Source organism: Haloarcula sp. CGMCC 1.2071, from assembly GCF_037078445.1.
Classification (GTDB): domain Archaea; phylum Halobacteriota; class Halobacteria; order Halobacteriales; family Haloarculaceae; genus Haloarcula; species Haloarcula amylolytica.
The window spans coordinates 200791-218229 of sequence record NZ_JAYMGY010000004.1 but is presented as its reverse complement, the minus strand read 5'-3'; the positions used below and the strand labels follow the sequence as shown (position 1 = coordinate 218229).

Annotated in this window: 20 protein-coding genes and 1 pseudogene; 12 read left to right on the top strand and 9 right to left on the bottom strand. The window is 65.8% G+C overall.

The window, feature by feature from the left end:
* Window positions 1-109 precede the first annotated feature (109 nt).
* The 3 genes and pseudogenes from VI234_RS11350 to VI234_RS11340 all read left to right on the top strand — a co-directional run.
* Window positions 110-289: a protein translocase SEC61 complex subunit gamma gene (locus VI234_RS11350; protein WP_004592944.1), complete on the top strand. Its 180-nt coding sequence runs from the start codon at window positions 110-112 to the stop codon at window positions 287-289.
* A gap of 4 nt (window positions 290-293) precedes the next feature.
* Window positions 294-731: a transcription elongation factor Spt5 gene (locus VI234_RS11345; RefSeq protein ID WP_336330064.1), complete on the top strand. Its 438-nt coding sequence runs from the start codon at window positions 294-296 to the stop codon at window positions 729-731.
* 134 nt (window positions 732-865) lie between these two features.
* Window positions 866-937 (top strand): annotated as a pseudogene (locus VI234_RS11340) (transcription elongation factor Spt5); the annotation flags it as partial.
* 113 nt (window positions 938-1050) lie between these two features.
* Here the strand turns inward: VI234_RS11340 and VI234_RS11335 are convergent.
* Complete coding sequence (locus VI234_RS11335; RefSeq protein WP_004516837.1) at window positions 1051-1350, bottom strand: DUF7565 family protein; 300 nt, start codon at window positions 1348-1350, stop codon at window positions 1051-1053.
* A gap of 115 nt (window positions 1351-1465) precedes the next feature.
* Between VI234_RS11335 and VI234_RS11330 the strand changes: the two genes are divergently transcribed.
* Entirely contained in the window at window positions 1466-2227 is a 762-nt protein-coding gene (locus VI234_RS11330) for a PHP-associated domain-containing protein (protein WP_008309438.1), read from the top strand.
* On the opposite strand, the gene VI234_RS11325 is transcribed toward VI234_RS11330, so the two are convergent.
* Both VI234_RS11325 and VI234_RS11320 read right to left on the bottom strand, forming a co-directional pair.
* Window positions 2224-2730 carry a metal-dependent hydrolase gene (locus VI234_RS11325; RefSeq protein WP_008309440.1) on the bottom strand — a complete coding sequence of 169 codons (507 nt, stop codon included), beginning with the start codon at window positions 2728-2730 and terminating at the stop codon, window positions 2224-2226. The genes VI234_RS11330 and VI234_RS11325 overlap by 4 nt on opposite strands.
* 36 nt (window positions 2731-2766) lie before the next feature.
* Entirely contained in the window at window positions 2767-3276 is a 510-nt protein-coding gene (locus tag VI234_RS11320; RefSeq protein WP_336330063.1) for a CinA family protein, read from the bottom strand.
* A gap of 79 nt (window positions 3277-3355) precedes the next feature.
* Between VI234_RS11320 and VI234_RS11315 the strand changes: the two genes are divergently transcribed.
* Both VI234_RS11315 and VI234_RS11310 read left to right on the top strand, forming a co-directional pair.
* Complete coding sequence (locus VI234_RS11315; RefSeq protein ID WP_004961837.1) at window positions 3356-3499, top strand: hypothetical protein; 144 nt, start codon at window positions 3356-3358, stop codon at window positions 3497-3499.
* 38 nt (window positions 3500-3537) lie between these two features.
* Complete coding sequence (locus VI234_RS11310) at window positions 3538-4656, top strand: pyridoxal phosphate-dependent aminotransferase (protein WP_336330062.1); 1119 nt, start codon at window positions 3538-3540, stop codon at window positions 4654-4656.
* Window positions 4657-4671: 15 nt separating this feature from the next.
* Here VI234_RS11310 and citE read toward each other — a convergent pair whose 3' ends face one another.
* The 5 genes from citE to glmS are packed head-to-tail and all read right to left on the bottom strand — an operon-like array spanning window position 4672 to window position 9942.
* Window positions 4672-5712 carry an L-malyl-CoA/beta-methylmalyl-CoA lyase gene (citE, locus tag VI234_RS11305; protein ID WP_008309445.1) on the bottom strand — a complete coding sequence of 347 codons (1041 nt, stop codon included), beginning with the start codon at window positions 5710-5712 and terminating at the stop codon, window positions 4672-4674.
* The gene (mch, locus tag VI234_RS11300) at window positions 5709-6785 is read right to left on the bottom strand and encodes a 2-methylfumaryl-CoA hydratase (protein WP_336330061.1); all 1077 of its coding nucleotides are present in this window, start codon (window positions 6783-6785) and stop codon (window positions 5709-5711) included. The genes citE and mch overlap by 4 nt, the downstream gene beginning before the upstream one ends.
* Window positions 6778-8046, bottom strand: coding sequence for a methylaspartate ammonia-lyase (locus VI234_RS11295; RefSeq protein WP_336330060.1), 1269 nt, complete (start codon window positions 8044-8046; stop codon window positions 6778-6780). The genes mch and VI234_RS11295 overlap by 8 nt, the downstream gene beginning before the upstream one ends.
* On the bottom strand, window positions 8036-9499 hold the full coding sequence (locus tag VI234_RS11290; RefSeq protein WP_336330059.1) for a methylaspartate mutase subunit E: 1464 nt from the start codon (window positions 9497-9499) through the stop codon (window positions 8036-8038). The genes VI234_RS11295 and VI234_RS11290 overlap by 11 nt, the downstream gene beginning before the upstream one ends.
* A 2-nt stretch (window positions 9500-9501) precedes the next feature.
* Window positions 9502-9942: a methylaspartate mutase subunit S gene (gene glmS / locus VI234_RS11285; protein ID WP_004516847.1), complete on the bottom strand. Its 441-nt coding sequence runs from the start codon at window positions 9940-9942 to the stop codon at window positions 9502-9504.
* 121 nt (window positions 9943-10063) lie between these two features.
* Here glmS and mct point away from each other — a divergent pair, with 121 nt between their 5' ends.
* From mct to VI234_RS11260, 6 genes are all read left to right on the top strand, one after another.
* Window positions 10064-11254, top strand: coding sequence for a succinyl-CoA:mesaconate CoA-transferase (mct, locus tag VI234_RS11280; RefSeq protein ID WP_008309450.1), 1191 nt, complete (start codon window positions 10064-10066; stop codon window positions 11252-11254).
* Between the two features lie 70 nt (window positions 11255-11324).
* Complete coding sequence (locus tag VI234_RS11275) at window positions 11325-11765, top strand: TRAM domain-containing protein (RefSeq protein ID WP_008309452.1); 441 nt, start codon at window positions 11325-11327, stop codon at window positions 11763-11765.
* A gap of 202 nt (window positions 11766-11967) precedes the next feature.
* Window positions 11968-12528, top strand: a complete 561-nt coding sequence (locus VI234_RS11270) for a TATA-box-binding protein (RefSeq protein WP_004516850.1) — start codon at window positions 11968-11970, stop codon at window positions 12526-12528.
* 222 nt (window positions 12529-12750) lie between these two features.
* Window positions 12751-15198 carry an ATP-dependent DNA helicase gene (locus tag VI234_RS11265; protein ID WP_336330058.1) on the top strand — a complete coding sequence of 816 codons (2448 nt, stop codon included), beginning with the start codon at window positions 12751-12753 and terminating at the stop codon, window positions 15196-15198.
* A 75-nt stretch (window positions 15199-15273) separates the two neighbouring features.
* Window positions 15274-15435: a DUF7563 family protein gene (locus VI234_RS21295; protein WP_004516852.1), complete on the top strand. Its 162-nt coding sequence runs from the start codon at window positions 15274-15276 to the stop codon at window positions 15433-15435.
* Between the two features lie 51 nt (window positions 15436-15486).
* Complete coding sequence (locus VI234_RS11260; RefSeq protein WP_336330057.1) at window positions 15487-16575, top strand: ArsA family ATPase; 1089 nt, start codon at window positions 15487-15489, stop codon at window positions 16573-16575.
* A gap of 32 nt (window positions 16576-16607) precedes the next feature.
* On the opposite strand, the gene VI234_RS11255 is transcribed toward VI234_RS11260, so the two are convergent.
* Complete coding sequence (locus tag VI234_RS11255) at window positions 16608-17432, bottom strand: SDR family oxidoreductase (RefSeq protein WP_008309459.1); 825 nt, start codon at window positions 17430-17432, stop codon at window positions 16608-16610.
* Window positions 17433-17439 lie beyond the last annotated feature (7 nt).

Below are 17439 nucleotides of genomic sequence, written 5' to 3'. Positions count from 1 at the left end.
GCTCTGTCGACTACTTTTTTCGACGGTGTACCCAAAGCGCTCTGTGAGAGGTGCGGACTCGTCGCCGCGCACCACAATATAGAAAAGCCACCAGTGGGTACGACCCGCTATGGACGTTCCATACGATCTCACCTCCTACATCCGCGTACTCAAACTGGCGAGTACGCCGTCGTGGGAGGAGTTCTCCCAGATCGCGAAAATCGCCGGCGCGGGCATCGCGCTGGTCGGACTGCTCGGGTTCATCATCTTCGCCGTGATGACCTTCATCCCTGGCAGCAAGCCGGTGTAAACCGATGGGCATCTACGCAGTCAAAACCACGGCCAGCCAGGAACGCACCGTCGCGGACATGATCATCTCCCGCGAGGAAGACGAGATCCACGCCGCGCTCGCACCGGATTCACTCACCAGCTACGTGATGGTGGAGTCTGACGACGCCGCGGTGTTCGACCGTATCCTCGACGAGATCCCCCACGCCAACGGCGTCGTGCAGGGCGAGTCCTCGATGGCGGAAGTCGAGCACTTCCTCTCGCCGAAACCGGACGTGGAAGGCATCGCAGAGGGCGACATCGTCGAACTCATCGCCGGCCCGTTCAAGGGCGAGAAGGCACAGGTCCAGCGCATCGACGAGGGCAAGGATCAGGTCACGGTCGAGCTGTACGAGGCGACGGTCCCGATTCCGGTTACTGTGCGTGGTGACCAGATTCGAGTTCTCGATTCGGAAGAGCGTTAGGTGTATATCCATCGGCGAGGCCGGTGGTTCACGGGCCCGAACGACGTGAGGGCCCGCTTTTTCGCCCCCGTTTTTCAAGGAGTGGTGCGTGAACACAGTGAGCGCACCCGACGCAGAAAAAGGTGGAGCAGTAGGAGGTGACGGTCCCGATTCCGGTTACCGTGCGTGGTGACCAGATTCGGGTGTTGGAGAGCGAGGAACGGTAGTTCCTCGTTGCACTCGAACGGGGAGCGAAGCGACCCGTGAGAGAGCGCGGTAGAGAATCCAGCGGTGTAGCAGTTGACACCCCAACTACTCCTGAAAAAACATAGCTGCAGCCCTACGCTTCGCCGCCTTCCAGCCGGTCGATGACCTCGCTCATGTTGGCGGCGGCCTCGACGGACTCCTTGATCTGTTCGCGGCGGCGGACCTCGGCGGCAGAGGCGTCGTAGGCGCGGACGTACTCCGCGCGGGAGTGTTCGTCGAAGGCGTGCTTGATAGCGAAGTAGCCGTCGGGGACGACGGCACCGCAGACCTTGCACTCGATGCGGTCGTGTTCGACCGACTGGTGGATGATAAGCTCCTCGACGCGGTCGAACTGTCTGTCGTCCCCTTCGATGTCGCACTCCCAGCGTGGCATTTGCTCAGTGGCATGCGACGCGGGGTTAAAAACGTTGGCTGCCACCTGTCATCGGTCTGTCCCGAAGGCTGCCGAAACGGAAACCCCTAATGGCAGTACGGAGTTAGCGTTCACCGTGCAACCCGAGGGGTACGCCGTTGATCTCCACGTGAAAGTGCTCGACGACGGGGTCGTCGAGCGCGCGAAGGCACGTGGCCTCGACGCGCTGGTGTACGCGCCGCATTTCACGCGGCTACCGGAGATACGGCGGCAAGCAGAGGCGTTTTCCGACGAAGAGCTGACTGTGTTTCCAGCCAGAGAGATATTTACTGGCACCTGGCAACAGCGCAGGCATGTGCTGGCGATTGGCCTCGAAGAGCCGATCCCGGATTTCATCACCTTCGACGGCGCGATGCGAGAGTTGGACCGTCAGGGCGCAGCCGTGCTCGTCCCCCACCCCGGGTTTCTCAACGTGAGCCTCGGACTGGACGACATCGAAGCGTACGACGACGTTATCGACGCGCTGGAAGTGTACAACCCCAAGCAACTGTCCCACCACCGAGACCGCGCGCAGTCGTTCACGTCGGAGACCGGCCACGAGCCGTTCGTCTCGTCGTATGCCCACGTTCGTGGTACCGTCGGCGAGGCCTACGTGAACTTCGCCGAGGCGTTCGACGACGTGGCGGCGCTCAGTGCAGCGCTGAAAGACGACGTGGAGCGGTCGCTGTTCCATCGTGACGGCCTCTCACACGACATCCGCCGGGCAGTCGAGTGGGCGCACCTGGGGCTGGAAAACACCTGGGGCAAGTTCGACCGGCTGATGCTACAGGGCACCGAGCCAACTCATCCGGACCACGTCGCGTACAGCGGTCGGTTCGACGATGTGAAAGTGTACTAAACCAGAAACGCGCTGTTCTCGACGACGAAGGTACGGACCGACGGCGGCAGGTACTGTGGGAGCACATGTATCAACAGCCCGACCGCGGCCAGTTCGAAGATGGTAATCGCGACGGTGACAACCTCCGCATACTCACTGGAAGTCGTCACACCCGTCGGTGACCCGTACTCTTTGTCCGAGATGGGGTAAAACAGCGCGATGCCCCGGCGGGAACCGAAGTAGTCCAGCACGTAGTGGGTGAGGACGCCGAGCCACACCCATTGGAGATTGCCGCCGTGATACAGCGGATGGGCCAGGAAGATCACGAGGACAGGGATGTTGTGCAGCGTCTTGCGGTGCTTGCCGAAGGCGGTGTCGACGTCGGGGAACAGTGCGCCCAGAACGACGGGAAGGAACACCTCTGTGATTGTCGCGAATGTCGTCACGTCGCCCGAGGGGTCAAGGACGTATCCCAGTCCGATGCTCAGGAGGACGGCGTTCAGGACGTGCCCACGTTTGTTCATCTACCGGACCGTCTGTGTCCCGACTGAAAGAGCTTACTACTCCTGTAAGGCGGTTTCCAGGTCTCGGAGCGCCTGTGTCGCGATGCTCGCTTTGATTTCTCGACGGGTGCCGTCGAACTCGTAGCGGGACACAGTCACGCCCGACTCGTTGGTCCCCCACGGGGCGGCCTCTGCCACGGCGATGTAGACCGTTCCGACGGGCGTCTCCGACGAGCCGCCGCTCGGCCCGGCGACGCCAGTCGTGGCGACGCCCCAGTCGGTCCGGGCGGTATCGCGTGCGCCCTGGGCCATTTCGACAGCTACCGACTCAGAGACCGCGCCGTGGGCGTCCAGCGATTCCCGCGAGACGGCCAGCAGTTCCCGCTTGGCCTCGTAGGAGTAGGTGACCAGCGAGCGGTCGAAGTAGTCGCTGGAGCCGGGTATGTCCGTTATCTTCGACCCGACAAGGCCGCCGGTACAGGACTCCGCGGTAGCGACCGTGGCATCGGCTTCTCGGAGCCGCTTGCCGACGCGTTTCTCGACTGGGTCCGCTGTATCGTCTGTCATTACCGGTCGTTGTCGTGACAGGCGAATAAGCGTTCAGGACGGGCCGGGATACTTTCAGTTCAGAGACACAACTACGTGTATGAGCTATCAGACGACGCTTGGCTGGTCACTCGTTACGTCGGGTCTCGTGACGCTATTCCTCTGGGTCTTGCCGGGGTCGGACCTTCTGTGGGGGATGCTGTTGCTGGTCCTCGGCGGACTGACGCTGTACATCCGCCAGTAGACAGAAAAGCAGACGGGGCCGGCAGCCGGAGGGCCCGTATGGACTACACGGAACCCCAGTTCTTCCGGGTCATGCAGTACGCGGCCCGGGCCGACCGGGACGTGGTGGACATGGTGTCGGGCAACCCCGACTGGGACCCGCCCGAGGGGCTTCGGGACGGGCTCAGAGACTACGCCGAGGCTCCGGCCGACGACTACCAGTACCCGCCCAGCGTCGGGCTGACGCCCCTCCGCGATGAAATCGCCGCTCGGCGTGGGGTGGACCGGAACCGAGTCCTCATCACGAACGGCGCGGGTGAGGCAAACCACCTCGCGATGACCGGCGGACTCCACCACTTCGACGGCAACGAGATTCTCCTGACGGACCCGGTCTACCCCTACTACGCCGGCCGGGCGAACTTCGTCGGCGCGGACATCTCTTTCGTCCCGGTCGACGAGCGCAACCGATTGAGACCAGCGGACGTTCGGGCGGCCGCGAGCGAGGAGACGGCCGTCATCGTCGTCAATTCGCCGAACAACCCCACTGGCGCGGTGTACGACGCCGACGCGATGGCGGCGTTCGCAGCCATCGCCGAGGAGTACGACGCGCTGCTGCTCAGCGACGAGGTGTACGACCACTTCGACTACGCGGGTCGGTTCAGTTCGGCGCTGCACGCCGACTCCGACCACGTCGTCGCCACCAACTCCTTCTCAAAGACGATGGCGATCACCGGCTTGCGGGTCGGCTATGCAATCTTCCCACCGGAGGACGGCCCGACCGGCGAACTCCTTGAACGTGCTCGCACCCAGCACATGCTCACGAACGTCACCGGGAGCCGGCCGGCGCAGTACGCCGTCCTGCGGGCGCTGAAGACGACGAGTCCGGACTACTACGCCGACTGCCGACGGCGACTGGAAGAACGCGTCGACGACTTCTGCGCCGCGCTGGCCGAGGCTGGTGCCGAGTACAACCGCCCCGACGGTGGCTTCTACGTGATGGCCCGATTCCCCGACTTCCCCGGGTCCTTCGAGAACGTGTACGAACTCGTCGACGAGGCCGGCGTCGCCGGGATGCCCGGCGAGGCGTTCGGCGAATCCCGGCGCGACTGGCTCCGGTTCGCGCTCGTGACGCCACGGGTCGACGAGGCGGCCGAACGGCTGGCGAACTACTTCGAATAAAAAGCGACTGCCGGCTTAGCCGAAGATCAGTTCGACATCTCGTGCCCGCGCCAGCAAGTCGTCGTCGTAGTACTCCTCGGTCTGGGCAGGGTGGGTCTCGTCGATAGCTCGGACGGTTTTGACCGTGTTCGCGAAGTTCTTGTAGGTCGCCTCGTCGACCATCTGGCCGTCGACGACGACTGCGCCGGTCCCCTCGCGCTTGGCCTCGTTGAACGACTCGATCTTGTGGAGGTCACGTTCCATTTCCTCCACTGTCGGCATGTGGATGCGGTTGGCCTGCGTGGTCTGCTTGGGGTGCAGCGACCACGAGCCGTCGATGCCGATGGTCGCCTCGTGTTCCACCTGGTCGGCGTACCCCTCGGCGTTGTAGTAGGTGACGCCGGCGCGCTCGTGGAACAGTTGGTCGAAGGGGCCGCCGATGGCGACGATGTCCGCCGCGCTCGTCTCATTCGAGAGCGCTTCGAGCAGGCCGTCCCAGCGGGGCCGCTCCCCGTCGAGCGCGCGCCCGCCGAGTTCCGCGGTGTAGTCCACCGGCCCGAACACGAGCGCGGAGAGCCGCGAGTCAGCCGCGTACTGGCAGATTTCTCGGAGGTCCGAGCGACCGGGAGCCGTCTCCAGAATGATCGCCATCTCCAGCGTCCCCTCGGCAAGCCCGGCGTCGCGCTCCGCGTCGGCGATGACGCCTGCCGCGTCACGTACGTCGTCGAGGCGGCCGACCTTCGGGAAGACGAAGCCGTCCAGTTCCTCGCCGACCTCAGCCGCGAGGCGGGTTACCTGCTCGATGCCGCGCTCGCGGGCGTCGGCGTCGTCGTAGGCCCATTCGACCCGTGGGAGGATGTCCCCCGCGAACTCGTCGGCGTGGTCGGGGATGTGCTCGACGATGTTGTCGACGGCCTCGTCTTTCATCGACGGCGCGGTGCCGTCCTCGATGTCGGGGACGAGCCAGTCCGGGGTCTGGAACCCCTCGCTGGTGAGTCCCGAGACGAGGAACTTCGCGCTGTTGTCGTTCGGTATCGCGGCCGGTGCGGTCTGGAATGTGCGACAGAGTCGTGTCATTGATTTCGCTGAATGAGTGCGGTTCGCCGGCCAGAGTAGACCGGGGTCTGCTCCTGGTTGAACGCGACGTGCTCGAACGTGACCGCGCCGGCCCCTTCCGGCCCGGCGTCGGGGTCGCAGTCGAGGACGCGGGTGAAGCCGTAGACGGTGTCGCCCAGCGTGACGAAGTCGTGGAACCGCTCGTCGGCGAACCGCTGCTCGCGGTAGGTCGCTTCGTCGGAGCGGGCGTGGGCCAGCGCAATCGAGCGGGTCACGTCGCCGTACGCGACGATGTCGCCCGACGGCGAGTCGGCCATCTCGTCGCGGTTGTGGTGCTGGCGAGCGGTGTTGAGCGTCGAAAGCGGCAGCCCGGCGACGAGTTGGTCGTCCATCGTCCGCCCGCGTTCGTGGCGGTAGGCGACGGCAGCGTTCTCCTCGCGGGCGGTGTCGAGTGCCGCTTGGAAATCCCCGAAACGTTCGCCGTCTGGAGAGACGAGGGTGTCGGGCAGCGTCGTCCCCCCATCGTCCTGTTCCCCGACAGCGCCGCCGTCGGTGGCCGCCGGCTCGCGTCGCGGAATCATGTTCGTCCGCCGGTAGGACACCAGCGTCTCGCCGGTCTCGCGGTCCCGGCCTTCCGTCTCCCAGGTGACGATGCCGTACTTCGGCCGGGAGGAGGAGGTTCGGGTGTCGACGACGGTCGAAGTCACCGACAGCGGCGTCCCCGCTGTCGCCGGCTGGTGGAACTCCACGTCATCGCGGCCGAGGAAGTAACCGCCCTTCTCCGAGAGGTCCTCGACGGTGATGCCCATCACGCACGCGAGCAGGTAGTCCGGGTGAACCGGGCGCTCCTCGAAGCCGCGCTCGCGGGCGGTGTCTGCCCGCCAGTACGCCGGGTCGTGGTTGAGCGTCTGGCCCATCCACTGCTCGCTCCCGTGGTGGGAGAGTCGGAGGCCGGGGTCGTGAGCGAGTTCGTCGCCCTCAGCGAAGAACTCGAAGAAGTGGCCCTTCTCACGGGTGTCGGCCCGGTCCAGCAGCGCGTCGAACGTCTCGCCGTCCGAGAGGTCCATGGCGTCGGGGTCAGTCCAGTCAGTCATCGGCCGGAACCTCCCGTGTGGCCTCGCGGCGTGCAAGCGCCCGCCGCATCTCGTTCGTGACGACCATGAACCCCTCGTCGAAGCCCATCCCGGGCTTTGCCAGCACCTGCGCGGCGTCGGTCGCCAGCGCGACGTGGGCACAGGCCCGCGCCGAGGTCACGGTCTCGTTGCAGGTCCCGCCGACGTAGGCGCGGGTATCCGTGCCCTCGCAGTACAGCACCGCTTCGGCCGAGCGCTGGATCCCACCGAGGTCCGGCGTCTTTATCTGGACTAGGTCGGCGGCTTCCGCGTCGACGAACGCCTGCACGTCCTCGAAGGTGTTGCACCACTCGTCGGCGACGATGTCCACGTTGACGCCGGCGTCCGCGAGGCCGTCGCGGAGTTCGGCCATCCGGGATATCTGCTCCGCGCGGCCGCCGGCGTCCATCGGGCCCTCGACCTGGAGGGGGTACGGGGCGGCGGCCTCGCGCAGGGTTTCGAAGTAGTCGGTCACCTCGGTCCGGTCGTACGGCGGGCCGAACACCTTCCCGAGGATGCCGTACACGTCGACGTGGAAGCGCGGCGAGTACGGCTCCGGCCCGAGGGCCGTCGCCCGGTCCGAGAGCCACGCGAGGTAGTCACGCAGCCCCTCGCCGTTCTCGCCGACCTTCTCGACGCTGTTGAACAGGCCGTGGGGCAACACCGGGACGCCCTTGATGAGCATCTTTTCGGCGTTGATGCGGCGCTCGTCACCCGACTGGCCGAACACCGGAATCGGTGACGTGGCCGGTTCGGTGTCGTAGGTGTCGGCGAGCACGTCCGTCGGCGTCACCCCGCGTGCTTGTGCGGCGGCGTTCAGCAGCGCCTGTGAGACGCCGTAGCGGACCGCGGTGTGGAGCTGGTCACCGCCCGAACGCTGTGCGTTCATCTCCTCCAGCATCGTCGCGTTGGCACCGAACTGTGTCGCATCTTGGCCCCGGAGCGCATCGGCAACGGGACCCTCGACGACGGGACGGTAGTTCTCGGCCCGGAACAGCGGGTCACGGCCGCCGGCCCCCGAGTACTGGACCGCAGCACAGTCGCCCGTCGCGATGGAGCCGTCGGCGAGTTCGATTTCCACGATGAGGGCCTCGCCGGCCTCGCGGATGCGGTCGAACCCCTCCGTGACCGGCTGGCCGTCGTAGGCGAACCCGCTCTGGGTCGCCCCGTCCTTGATTGCCTGCTGGTCGTCGAAGAAGAACCCCGACAAGCCGGGAACCGTCCGAACGTCCTCAATCCGCATCGCTCGCACCTCCCGCGGGGCTGTTGTCACCGGTCGGCCGCCCGATGAGCTTCCCGTCGCTGATGGCGTCCACGTCGTCGGCGACCATCCGGAAGGACTGGTCGCGCCCCTCGGTCTCGGCCCGTTCGCCCAACCGCGCGGCGTGGATCTCCTTGATGTCGTCCGGGAGCGCGAGGTCCGCGAACTCGAAGATGCGGACCCGGCCGTCGTCGTCTCTGGCCGGTAGCACCGCGCCCTCAGCGGCGTCGCTCGGCGCGAACGGCACGTCCAGCGCGCCGCTGTCGAAGGCGTTGATGACCCCCCGTGCCACGTCGCCGTCGCCGGCGTCGTAGATCGCGTCCATCAGCGCCCGTGTCTCCCGCTCGATGAGCGCCTGTTCCTCTTCGATACCCCCGAGGTCGATATCCTGTTCGATCATCATATCGATAAGCTGTCTCGTCGTTCGCAGTCCGGCCGCGTTGGCCTCCTTCGTCGGCACGCCCTGGAACTCCTGAGCGGACTTCGTGATGACTTTGTCCGGCTGGGCGACGGCCGCCGTCGCGCCGCCGAGGCTGATGACGCCGTTGGCCCGCGCCTCGTCGGGCGGGAAGCCGCCCATCCACTCGTGGAAGACGGTCGTGACGGTCACCTCGTCGCGGAGGTACTCGTTGCCGAGCTTCCGAAGCGCGCGAAGCGCCGCCACGTCCTGCACGAGGTTCCCGACCTGGCCGTAGCCCAGCGTGAGCGACCGGACGCCCTGTGTCGCGGCCAGCTCGCCCTCGACGAGCATCACTGCGATGGCGATGCTCGGCGGGACGAGGGTGCCGGTCAGCGGGCCGAACGGCTCGCGGTTGATGGTGACGCCGCGCTCGGTGTAGGCCCCGCAGAGCCGGTCGACGAACTGCCAGTGTTCGATGGTCGTCGCGAGGTCGTGCCGTTTCGTGTACGGGATGTTGTAGGAGATCGGCCCGCCCTCGAAGCTCTGGAAGCCGCCGGCGAGGGTAACCATCGCCAGCAGTCGAGCGTCCGGCGTGCCGTGCCGGACCTCGACCGGCGCGTCCAGCGCCCGGATGAGCCGTCGGCAGTCCTCGACACCGTGGTTGACCGCCGGGAAGCCGTTCAGCTCGTTCTCGTCGCTGCCGCGGGAGGCGGCCAGTCCCTCCTCGGCCTTCTCGTATTCGTTGTCGCGCGTGTACGAGTCGATGGTCGTCGGCAGGAGGTCCGCGCCGCCCTCGTCCTGGAGATACCGCAGCAGGTCGATCTGCTCTTCGAGGCAGGGCACGCCCGCCCGCGGCTGGAGGAGCGGCTGGTCGGCCGACTCCAGCACCGTGGCGAACTGTTTGGAGGCCGGCAGCGACTCGTGGAAGGCGATGGCCTCCTCGAAGTCGACTTCCCGGCCCGTGTGCCAGTTGTCCCTGAGTTCGTTTGCGATGCGCTGTAGCTGGTCGTCGCTGAGTCGCTCGTCAGTTGGCATAGTCACCCGTCAACCCTGATCTGCTCCGCCTCTGTTGTCGTCAGTTGCAGGTCTTCGCGGAGCATCTCGATGGCCTCTTCCGGGTCGGTCTCCGCGTCGAAGACTCGGTCGAAGCCCATCTGCCGGAAGGTCGCCTGCGTCTCCTCAAAGTCGGACTGGCCGACGGCGAGGTTCCCGCCGACGTAGGTGAGCACGTCGAGCCCGGCGTCGTCGAGCTCGTCGTGAAGCCCCTCACAGTCCTGACGGGCGTGCCCGTACAGGGAGGATACCAGTACTGCCTCGGCGTCGTGCGATTTCGCGGCGGAGACGAACTCGTCCTGTGAAGTCTGGACACCGAGGTTGATGACCTCGAAGCCAGCGGCCGAGAGCGCCTGCTCTAGAATCGTGATGCCGACGACGTGCGCGTCGGAGCCAATCACGCCGAGGATAACGGTCCGGGGCATGTACTACCCCGTCATCGGCGGGTAGTGATAAACCTAATGGTCTTTCATGATAATATGGCCTTAAGGAATTTATAACGGACATTCAAGAAGGTTTATGCGGCCGCCCCGTCGTGATTTTCCCATGGGTGCGCTTGACGACTTGCGTGTGCTCGACCTGACACAGGTCCTCGCCGGACCGTACTGTACGATGTTGCTCGCGGACATGGGCGCGGACGTGGTAAAGGTCGAACGCCCCGGCGGCGACCTCATCCGGTCGAACCCGCCGTTCGTGTCCGACGGCGACGAGGAGGCCTACGGCGGCTACTTCCAGAGCGTCAACCGCGGGAAACGCTCGCTCGAACTCGATCTGGGGGCCGACGAAGACCGCGAGGCGTTCCTCTCGCTCGTCGAGCGCGCAGACGTGGTGGTCGAGAACTTCAAGGCCGGCACGATGGAGAAGTTCGACTGCGGCTACGAGACGCTGCGGGAGCACAACCCGGACCTCATCTACTCCTCCATCCGGGGCTTTGGCGACCCGCGGACGGGCGAAACCCACCGGCAGGGCCAGCCCTCGTTCGACCTCATCGCGCAGGCGCTGGGCGGCGTCATGGAAATCACGGGGCAGTCGGACGGGCCGCCGACGAAGGTCGGCCCTGGCGTCGGCGACCTCTTCACTGCCGTGCTGAACGCCGTCGGAATCCTCGCGGCCGTCCATCACCGCGAGCGCACTGGCGAGGGGCAGTACGTCGATACGGCGATGTACGACTCGATGGTGTCGCTGTGTGAGCGAACGGTGTACCAGTACTCCTGTGACGGCCAGTCGCCGACCCGGCAGGGGAACTCTCACCCGACGCTGTTCCCGTACGACTCCTTCGAGGCCGCCGACGGCCACGTCGTCATCGCGGCGTTCTCCGACGGCCACTGGGAGACGCTGTGCGAGGCGATGGAGCGCCCGGACCTCGCCGCGGATTACCCCGACGCCGGCAGTCGGATCGCGAACCGCGAGTCCCTGCGCCGCGAAATCGCCGACTGGACAGCCACCATCGACTCGGAGACGCTCCTCGACCTGCTCGAAGGGCGCGTGCCGGCCGCGCCGGTCCAGAACACCGCCGACATCTTCGACGACCCCCACATCCACGACCGGGAGATGCTCACCGATGTCGACCAGCCCGGCGCCGACGAACAGATAACCATCGCCGGCAGTCCGATAAAGATGACCGAAACCATGCCCTCGCCCGGTGGTCGCGCGCCGCTGCTAGACGAGCACAGGGCGGAACTGCTCGACGAGGCCGGGGTCGGTACGGGCACCAATCGCGTCGAAAGCGACGACTAATCGGCAACTGCCGGCAATTTTCACCACATCAGGGCAGGACCATTATCTATCATGAGCCGTAGAATAGGCTATGGTCGAAGTTCCAGATGCACTCAGTACATTGTTCAGTGCGCGAGTAGAGACTGACGGGGACCGATATATTGTCGAGATTCCGAAAAGCGAAGTGTCCCACGGCGCGATTTCGCCGGGCGAGACTTACCGCGTCGGTCTGCTCTCACAGGTCGATGCCGGCTCGTCGACGACGGCCCAGCCACAGACGCCCACACAGGATACCGACCCGGAGCGAGCCGACACCGGCGTCCCGCAACCGCCGGTCGACGAGGGCGAGATCAGAAACGTCACAATCGAATCGCTGGGCGACCAGGGCGACGGCATCGCCAAGGTCGAGCGGGGCTACGTCGTCATTGTCCCCGACGGCGAACCGGGCGACTCGCCGACCGTCGAAATCGAAACCGTGCAGGAGAACGTCGCGTTTGCGAGCGTCGTCGACAACGACGGCCGGACCGTATAGCGGGACTGCTGGCTCTTTTCGGCTCGTTCTACCGCCGGAGTGGCAGCCTCGCAGGACCGGACCGAACGGGCACAGCGGGCCGCTCGGCGGACGTACCCCCACTTGAATGGAATCTGTCGGACGTGGTAGAGGTCGAAGAACGACTAGTAATCACAGCATCACAAACGTTTATATGATTTAAATCCGGTATTTAAAACACTATATGGTCGACCCAAAAGAGAGCATTGACATCGAAAATGTCGTTGCTTCGACCGGTATCGGACAAGAACTCGACCTTGAGAGCGTCGCGATGGACCTGGAGGGGGCCGACTACGACCCCGAACAGTTCCCGGGCCTCGTCTATCGGACACAGGACCCCAAATCCGCCGCGCTCATCTTCCGGTCGGGCAAGATCGTCTGCACGGGTGCGAAATCCACGGACGACGTCCACCAGAGCCTGCGTATCGTCTTCGACAAACTCCGCGACCTGAACATCCAGGTCGACGACGATCCCGAAATCGTCGTCCAGAACATCGTCAGTTCCGCGGACCTCGGGAGTTCGCTCAACCTCAACGCCATCGCAATCGGCCTCGGCCTCGAGAACATCGAGTACGAGCCGGAGCAGTTCCCGGGCCTCGTCTACCGACTGGACGAGCCCGACGTGGTCGCGCTGCTGTTCGGTTCGGGGAAGCTCGTCGTCACCGGCGGGAAGCGAAAGGAGGACGCGGAGGAAGCCGTCGACACTATCGTCGAGCGGCTCAGCGACCTCGGCCTGCTGGACTAACGGCTCGGTGCTATAGTAACAATTGAAACGATGTACACACTGATCGCACTGCCGTCGTGCGATCAGGTGTGCATTGATTTTCAATGGCTACTATAGTGACTGGGCGGCGGTCAGTCACTGCCCGTTTTTCCGTTCACAGGTGTCCCGACGTTGTTCATAGGGAGCGACGGCGATGGACTCGAACCCCGCGGTTCAAATACCGGGACGACTAACCCCGGCCCAATGGCAGACCCCGCCTCGACGGGCACGGAGTCCTGGCGCACGTATTTCGGCTTCGACGAGCCATACGAGAATCAGGCCGACGCCGTCGAACGAGCCATCGAGGCGGGCAAGGCGCGCGGCTTTCTCGCGATGGAGGGTCCCTGCGGGACGGGCAAGACGATGGCCGCGCTCACCGCCGGCGCGACGCTGGTCCGCGATACGAATCTGTACGAGCGAATGGTCGTCGTTACCCCGGTCAAACAACAGCTCCAGCAGTTCGTCGACGACCTTCGAGCGCTCAACGCTGGAATAGAGGAGCCCTTCGACGGCATCTCGCTGGTCGGCAAGCGCGACCTCTGCCCGTACGGTCGCGAGGGGCAGTTCCCCGACGACGTGGGCACGCACGACCGCTGTGAGGACCTCAGGGAGGCGACGGCGCGGTTAGTCGAGGACGACGGGCGCTCGGACGGCGCAGCCGTCGCGGACGCCACAATCGCCGGTGAGACCGACGACGACCAGTGGTGGGACCCGCGGAAGGGTCAGGACCTCGCCGCTGCCGCGCGCCCCGACGCAGTCGAGCAGTCGACTCTTGGCGACGACACACTCCAGACCGCTGGCGCGACCTCCCCATACCGGAAGGCCCAGCCCACGGCCCCAGAGTCGATGGCTGAGGGATCGGACCCGCCGCTGTACTGTCCGTTCGAAGCGGACTGGTACGCTCGTAACAAGGGCTCGCCCGTCGATTTCTCCGCCGGGGAGGGGCATGTAGTGACGATGGACGACTACCTGCCGGCGGCGACGGAGCGCGGGACCTGCCCACACCGGGTGATGAACGTGATGCTAAACGAGGCCGACGTTGTCATCGGGAACTACAACCACCTGTTCGACCCCGGCTCTCGACCCCTGCTGTCGGACGTGCTCGACGGCCAGACGCTCGTCATCGTGGACGAGGCCCACCGGCTCGAAGAGCGCGTGCGGGACCTCTTGTCGGACCGCCTGGGCCGCCAGACTATCGTCCAGGCGCGCAACGACTGCACGACGCTCATTCAGCGCGCCCAGCAGAGCGCCGACCACAAGGCGCAGGTCCGCGAGGTGCTGTCGGCCCGTGAAGTCCCGCTGGACGCAGTCGACCAGGCCCGGAAGTTCTACGACGACCTCGTTCGGTGGCTCGACGACCGCATCGAGTCGTTCCTCGACGCCGAACACGAAGGGTGGCGCGCGGACCCGTCGATGCTGCCGGAACACGATAGGGAGATTCCGCTGCGGGACCCCGACACGGTCGAACAGGACGAACTGACCGAGTGGGCCGAGGGCAAGGGATACGACGGGTCGCTCTGGCGGTCACTGTCGAAGGTCGGGGCCGCGGTCGAGGACGCAATCGACCAGCTCGGCCTGACCCGCCAGCCGGTGTGTGCCGCCGTCGGCGTGCTGGCCGGCCAGTGGTGGGAGCGCGACCACGCGACGTTCCTCCGGGAGATCGAACTGGAGCACTCCCCCAATCACGGACAGACCCTCGACGCCGATTACCAGGCCGTCTACACGCCGGGGCTGCTCTGTTACAACTGCATGCCGGCGACGGCGCTTCGGAACGTCTTCGACGACCTCGGGGGCGGCATCCTGATGAGCGCGACGCTGGAGCCGCTGGACGTGTTCACCCGCGTTTCCGGGCTGGATTCGATGGCCGAGACGGGGTCGACAGCCCCCGACGAGCAGTCCGGCGACGGCCGGCCGGTCCGCACGACCACCTACGACCTGCCGTTCCCGTCCGAGAACCGGGCCTCGTATCTCGTGGACGCGACGCCGTTTACCGCGCGCAACCGCGGCGACCCCGAGACGATGCGGCCGCTCGGGGAGAACTGGAACCCGACGCGCGACGAGTACGCACAGGCGCTGCGCGCGCTGGCCCGCTCGCCGGGCAACGTCATGGTGGCGATGCCGAACTACCGGGAGGCGCGCTGGGCCGGCGCATACCTGGAAGAAGCCGTCGACAAGGCCGTTCTCGTTGACGAGTCATCGAGCAACGAGGAGACCGAACGGCTGAAACGCGAGTTCTTCAGCGGCGACGGGAAAGTCATGGTCACGTCGACACGCGGGACGCTGACGGAGGGTGTCGACTACGACGGCGAGAAGCTATCGACCTGTGCCGTCGTGGGCATCCCGCTGGTGAATATCGGGTCGCCGCGCGTCCGGGGTGTCCAGCGCGCGTACGGTGACGCCTTCGGCGAGGACAACGCCTTCGAGTACGCCCTGACTGTCCCGGCCGTGCGGCGCGCGCGCCAGGCCATCGGCCGCGTCATCCGCGGTGTCGACGAGGTCGGCGTGCGGGCGCTGGTCGGCCGCCGGTACACGCCGGACGCACGGCATTCGGTGTATCCGTACCTGCCCGCCGGCGAGCGCGAGGAGTTCACCCGGATGACACCCGATTTCCTCGCGAGCCAACTAGATTCGTTCTGGGCCGACCACCAGTAGTGCCGCCTGTTGATTAACCGGAAGATTTCGTTGCCAGCGGAAAGCATATACATCGTGGAACGAGTGTACCTATAGATGCCCGAGTGTCAGAACTGCGGCGAGTTCGTAACCGAGCAGTACGTACGGGTTTTCACACCAGAAGCCGTCGAAGGTCATGGCCCCCGGGTCTGTCCGAACTGTGAGGACAAACTCAGAGACGGCGCGGATGTCCGTGAAGCGCGATCCTCGAGGCAGTAGGACAACTCTTTTTCGGGAAGTACTCAAGTCCGGGCGAGCGTAGCTCCTGGCATGAGCGAACTCGACGTCGAGGCGGTCGACGACATCGACGCACCCGCGGGAATCGACGCGGCGGAGTACGTCCTCTACGGCGGGAAAGGCGGCGTCGGCAAGACGACGTGTGCCGCGGCCACGGCGCTGGCCTCCGCGCGCGACGACACGACGACACTCGTCGTCTCCACGGACCCCGCACACTCGCTGTCGGACACGCTGGAGGCGGACATCCCGGCGACACCGACCCGCATCCGCGAAGACATCCCGCTGTACGCGGCTGAAATCGACCCGGAGGCCGCCGTCGGTGAGGGACCGCTCGGCGTCGAGGAGGACGCACTGGGCGGCGTGGGCGAACTGCTCGGCGGCGACGGCATGTTCGGCGGTGGCGCAGGCGGTGCAGCAGGCACAGGCCAGGCCGAGGACCCCATCGGCGGCGAGGAGGGACTCCTCGGCGGGTCGATGCCCGGGGCTGACGAGGCCGCGGCCCTCCGCCTCCTGCTGGATTACGTCGACGACGACCGCTTCGACCGCGTCGTCATCGACACCGCCCCGACCGGTCACACGCTCCGCCTGCTGGAACTCCCCGAGACGATGGATTCGATGGTCGGGAAGATCCTCCAGCTCCGCGAGCGGTTTTCGGGGATGATGGACAACCTCACCGGCATGTTCGGCGACGACCAAGACGTGGATGCTGAGGCCGGCATCGAGGACCTGCGGGAACTGTCCGACCGCATCGAACACCTGCGGTCGATTCTGCAGGATTCCCGGAAGACCGACTTCCGCATCGTGATGGTCCCCGAGGAACTGTCTGTGGTCGAATCCGAACGCTTGCTCGCCCAACTCGACGAGTTCAACATCCCCGTCAGCACCGTCGTCGTCAACAGAGTGATGCAAGACCCGAGCGAAGTGCTCGGCGAGGACGTAGACATCGCCGGCCCGAACCACGCCGACTGCGAGTTCTGCGCGCGGCGCTGGCAGGTCCAGCAGGACGCGCTGGCCCGGTCACAGGACATGTTCCGCGGCCACGACGTGCGCCGCGTCCCGCTGTTCGCCGAAGAAGTGCGCGGCGAGCGGTTGCTGTCGGTTGTGGCGGCCTGTCTGGACTGAGACGGATTGGTGTATCGGGCGACAGTCGTCGCTTAGCTCGTCAGCTTCCGGATGACGCCAAAGGCCGCGTCGCGCCACCGCGCCGGCAGATAGTCAAGCATGAGAAGCAGTTGTGCGCCCTGACCGACGGGATACCGCGGCTCGGGGTCGCTGGCGCTGGCGGCGTCGCGGATGGTCAGCGCGACCGTCCCGGGGGTGACCGACAGTGCGTCCTGGATGCCGACGAGGCTCGAATCCTCGTGGGCCTGGTACAGCCAGTCGTACGCGCCGGACTTGTCGAGCTCGTCGAGTTCTTCCTCGGCGCGGTCGTCGAAGTTGGTCTCCACCGGTCCGGGTTCGACGAGCACCACGTCGATGCCGAACTCCTCGACCTCCATCCGGAGCGCGTCGCTGAGCCCCTCCAGGGCGAACTTCGAGGCGGCGTAGCCACCCTGATTCGGGAACGCGATACGGCCCGCGACGCTGGAGACGTTGACGATAGTTCCGTTCTCGCGAGCCCGCATGTGCGGGAGCGCTTCGCGGATGAGTCGGTGGGGGCCGTAGAGGTTCACGTCGAACTGCTCGTGTAGCGCCGCCGTCGACACGTCCTCGACCGCGCCGAACTGCGGGTAGCCGGCGTTGTTCACCAGGCAGTCGAGCCGTCCCTCGGCGTCGATGAGCGACTCAACGACCCGCTCGCATTCGCGCGGGTTCGTCACGTCGAGTTCGGCGGTCTCACACCCGTCTTCGCCGAGGTCTTCGATGTCCGATTCCTCGCGAGCGGTCGCCCAGACTGTCCAGTCGTCGGCCAGGAACGCCTCGGCACTCGCCCGCCCGATACCCGAGGACGCCCCCGTAATCAGCACCGTCTTCGCCATGTGTTGG

Bases quoted from the DNA above. Each gene is read 5' to 3' on its own strand.
- VI234_RS21295 (WP_004516852.1), top strand. From the start codon at position 15,274: ATGCCCGAGTGTCAGAACTGCGGCGAGTTCGTAACCGAGCAGTACGTA.
- VI234_RS11255 (WP_008309459.1), bottom strand. From the start codon at position 17,432: ATGGCGAAGACGGTGCTGATTACGGGGGCGTCCTCGGGTATCGGGCGG.
- VI234_RS11275 (WP_008309452.1), top strand. From the start codon at position 11,325: ATGGTCGAAGTTCCAGATGCACTCAGTACATTGTTCAGTGCGCGAGTA.
- VI234_RS11295 (WP_336330060.1), bottom strand. From the start codon at position 8,046: ATGCGGATTGAGGACGTTCGGACGGTTCCCGGCTTGTCGGGGTTCTTC.
- VI234_RS11310 (WP_336330062.1), top strand. From the start codon at position 3,538: ATGGACTACACGGAACCCCAGTTCTTCCGGGTCATGCAGTACGCGGCC.
- VI234_RS11320 (WP_336330063.1), bottom strand. From the start codon at position 3,276: ATGACAGACGATACAGCGGACCCAGTCGAGAAACGCGTCGGCAAGCGG.
- VI234_RS11345 (WP_336330064.1), top strand. From the start codon at position 294: ATGGGCATCTACGCAGTCAAAACCACGGCCAGCCAGGAACGCACCGTC.
- VI234_RS11260 (WP_336330057.1), top strand. From the start codon at position 15,487: ATGAGCGAACTCGACGTCGAGGCGGTCGACGACATCGACGCACCCGCG.
- VI234_RS11290 (WP_336330059.1), bottom strand. From the start codon at position 9,499: ATGCCAACTGACGAGCGACTCAGCGACGACCAGCTACAGCGCATCGCA.
- VI234_RS11265 (WP_336330058.1), top strand. From the start codon at position 12,751: ATGGCAGACCCCGCCTCGACGGGCACGGAGTCCTGGCGCACGTATTTC.
- VI234_RS11315 (WP_004961837.1), top strand. From the start codon at position 3,356: ATGAGCTATCAGACGACGCTTGGCTGGTCACTCGTTACGTCGGGTCTC.
- VI234_RS11325 (WP_008309440.1), bottom strand. From the start codon at position 2,730: ATGAACAAACGTGGGCACGTCCTGAACGCCGTCCTCCTGAGCATCGGA.
- VI234_RS11335 (WP_004516837.1), bottom strand. From the start codon at position 1,350: ATGCCACGCTGGGAGTGCGACATCGAAGGGGACGACAGACAGTTCGAC.
- glmS (WP_004516847.1), bottom strand. From the start codon at position 9,942: ATGCCCCGGACCGTTATCCTCGGCGTGATTGGCTCCGACGCGCACGTC.
- citE (WP_008309445.1), bottom strand. From the start codon at position 5,712: ATGACACGACTCTGTCGCACATTCCAGACCGCACCGGCCGCGATACCG.
- mct (WP_008309450.1), top strand. From the start codon at position 10,064: ATGGGTGCGCTTGACGACTTGCGTGTGCTCGACCTGACACAGGTCCTC.
- VI234_RS11270 (WP_004516850.1), top strand. From the start codon at position 11,968: ATGGTCGACCCAAAAGAGAGCATTGACATCGAAAATGTCGTTGCTTCG.
- mch (WP_336330061.1), bottom strand. From the start codon at position 6,785: ATGACTGACTGGACTGACCCCGACGCCATGGACCTCTCGGACGGCGAG.
- VI234_RS11350 (WP_004592944.1), top strand. From the start codon at position 110: ATGGACGTTCCATACGATCTCACCTCCTACATCCGCGTACTCAAACTG.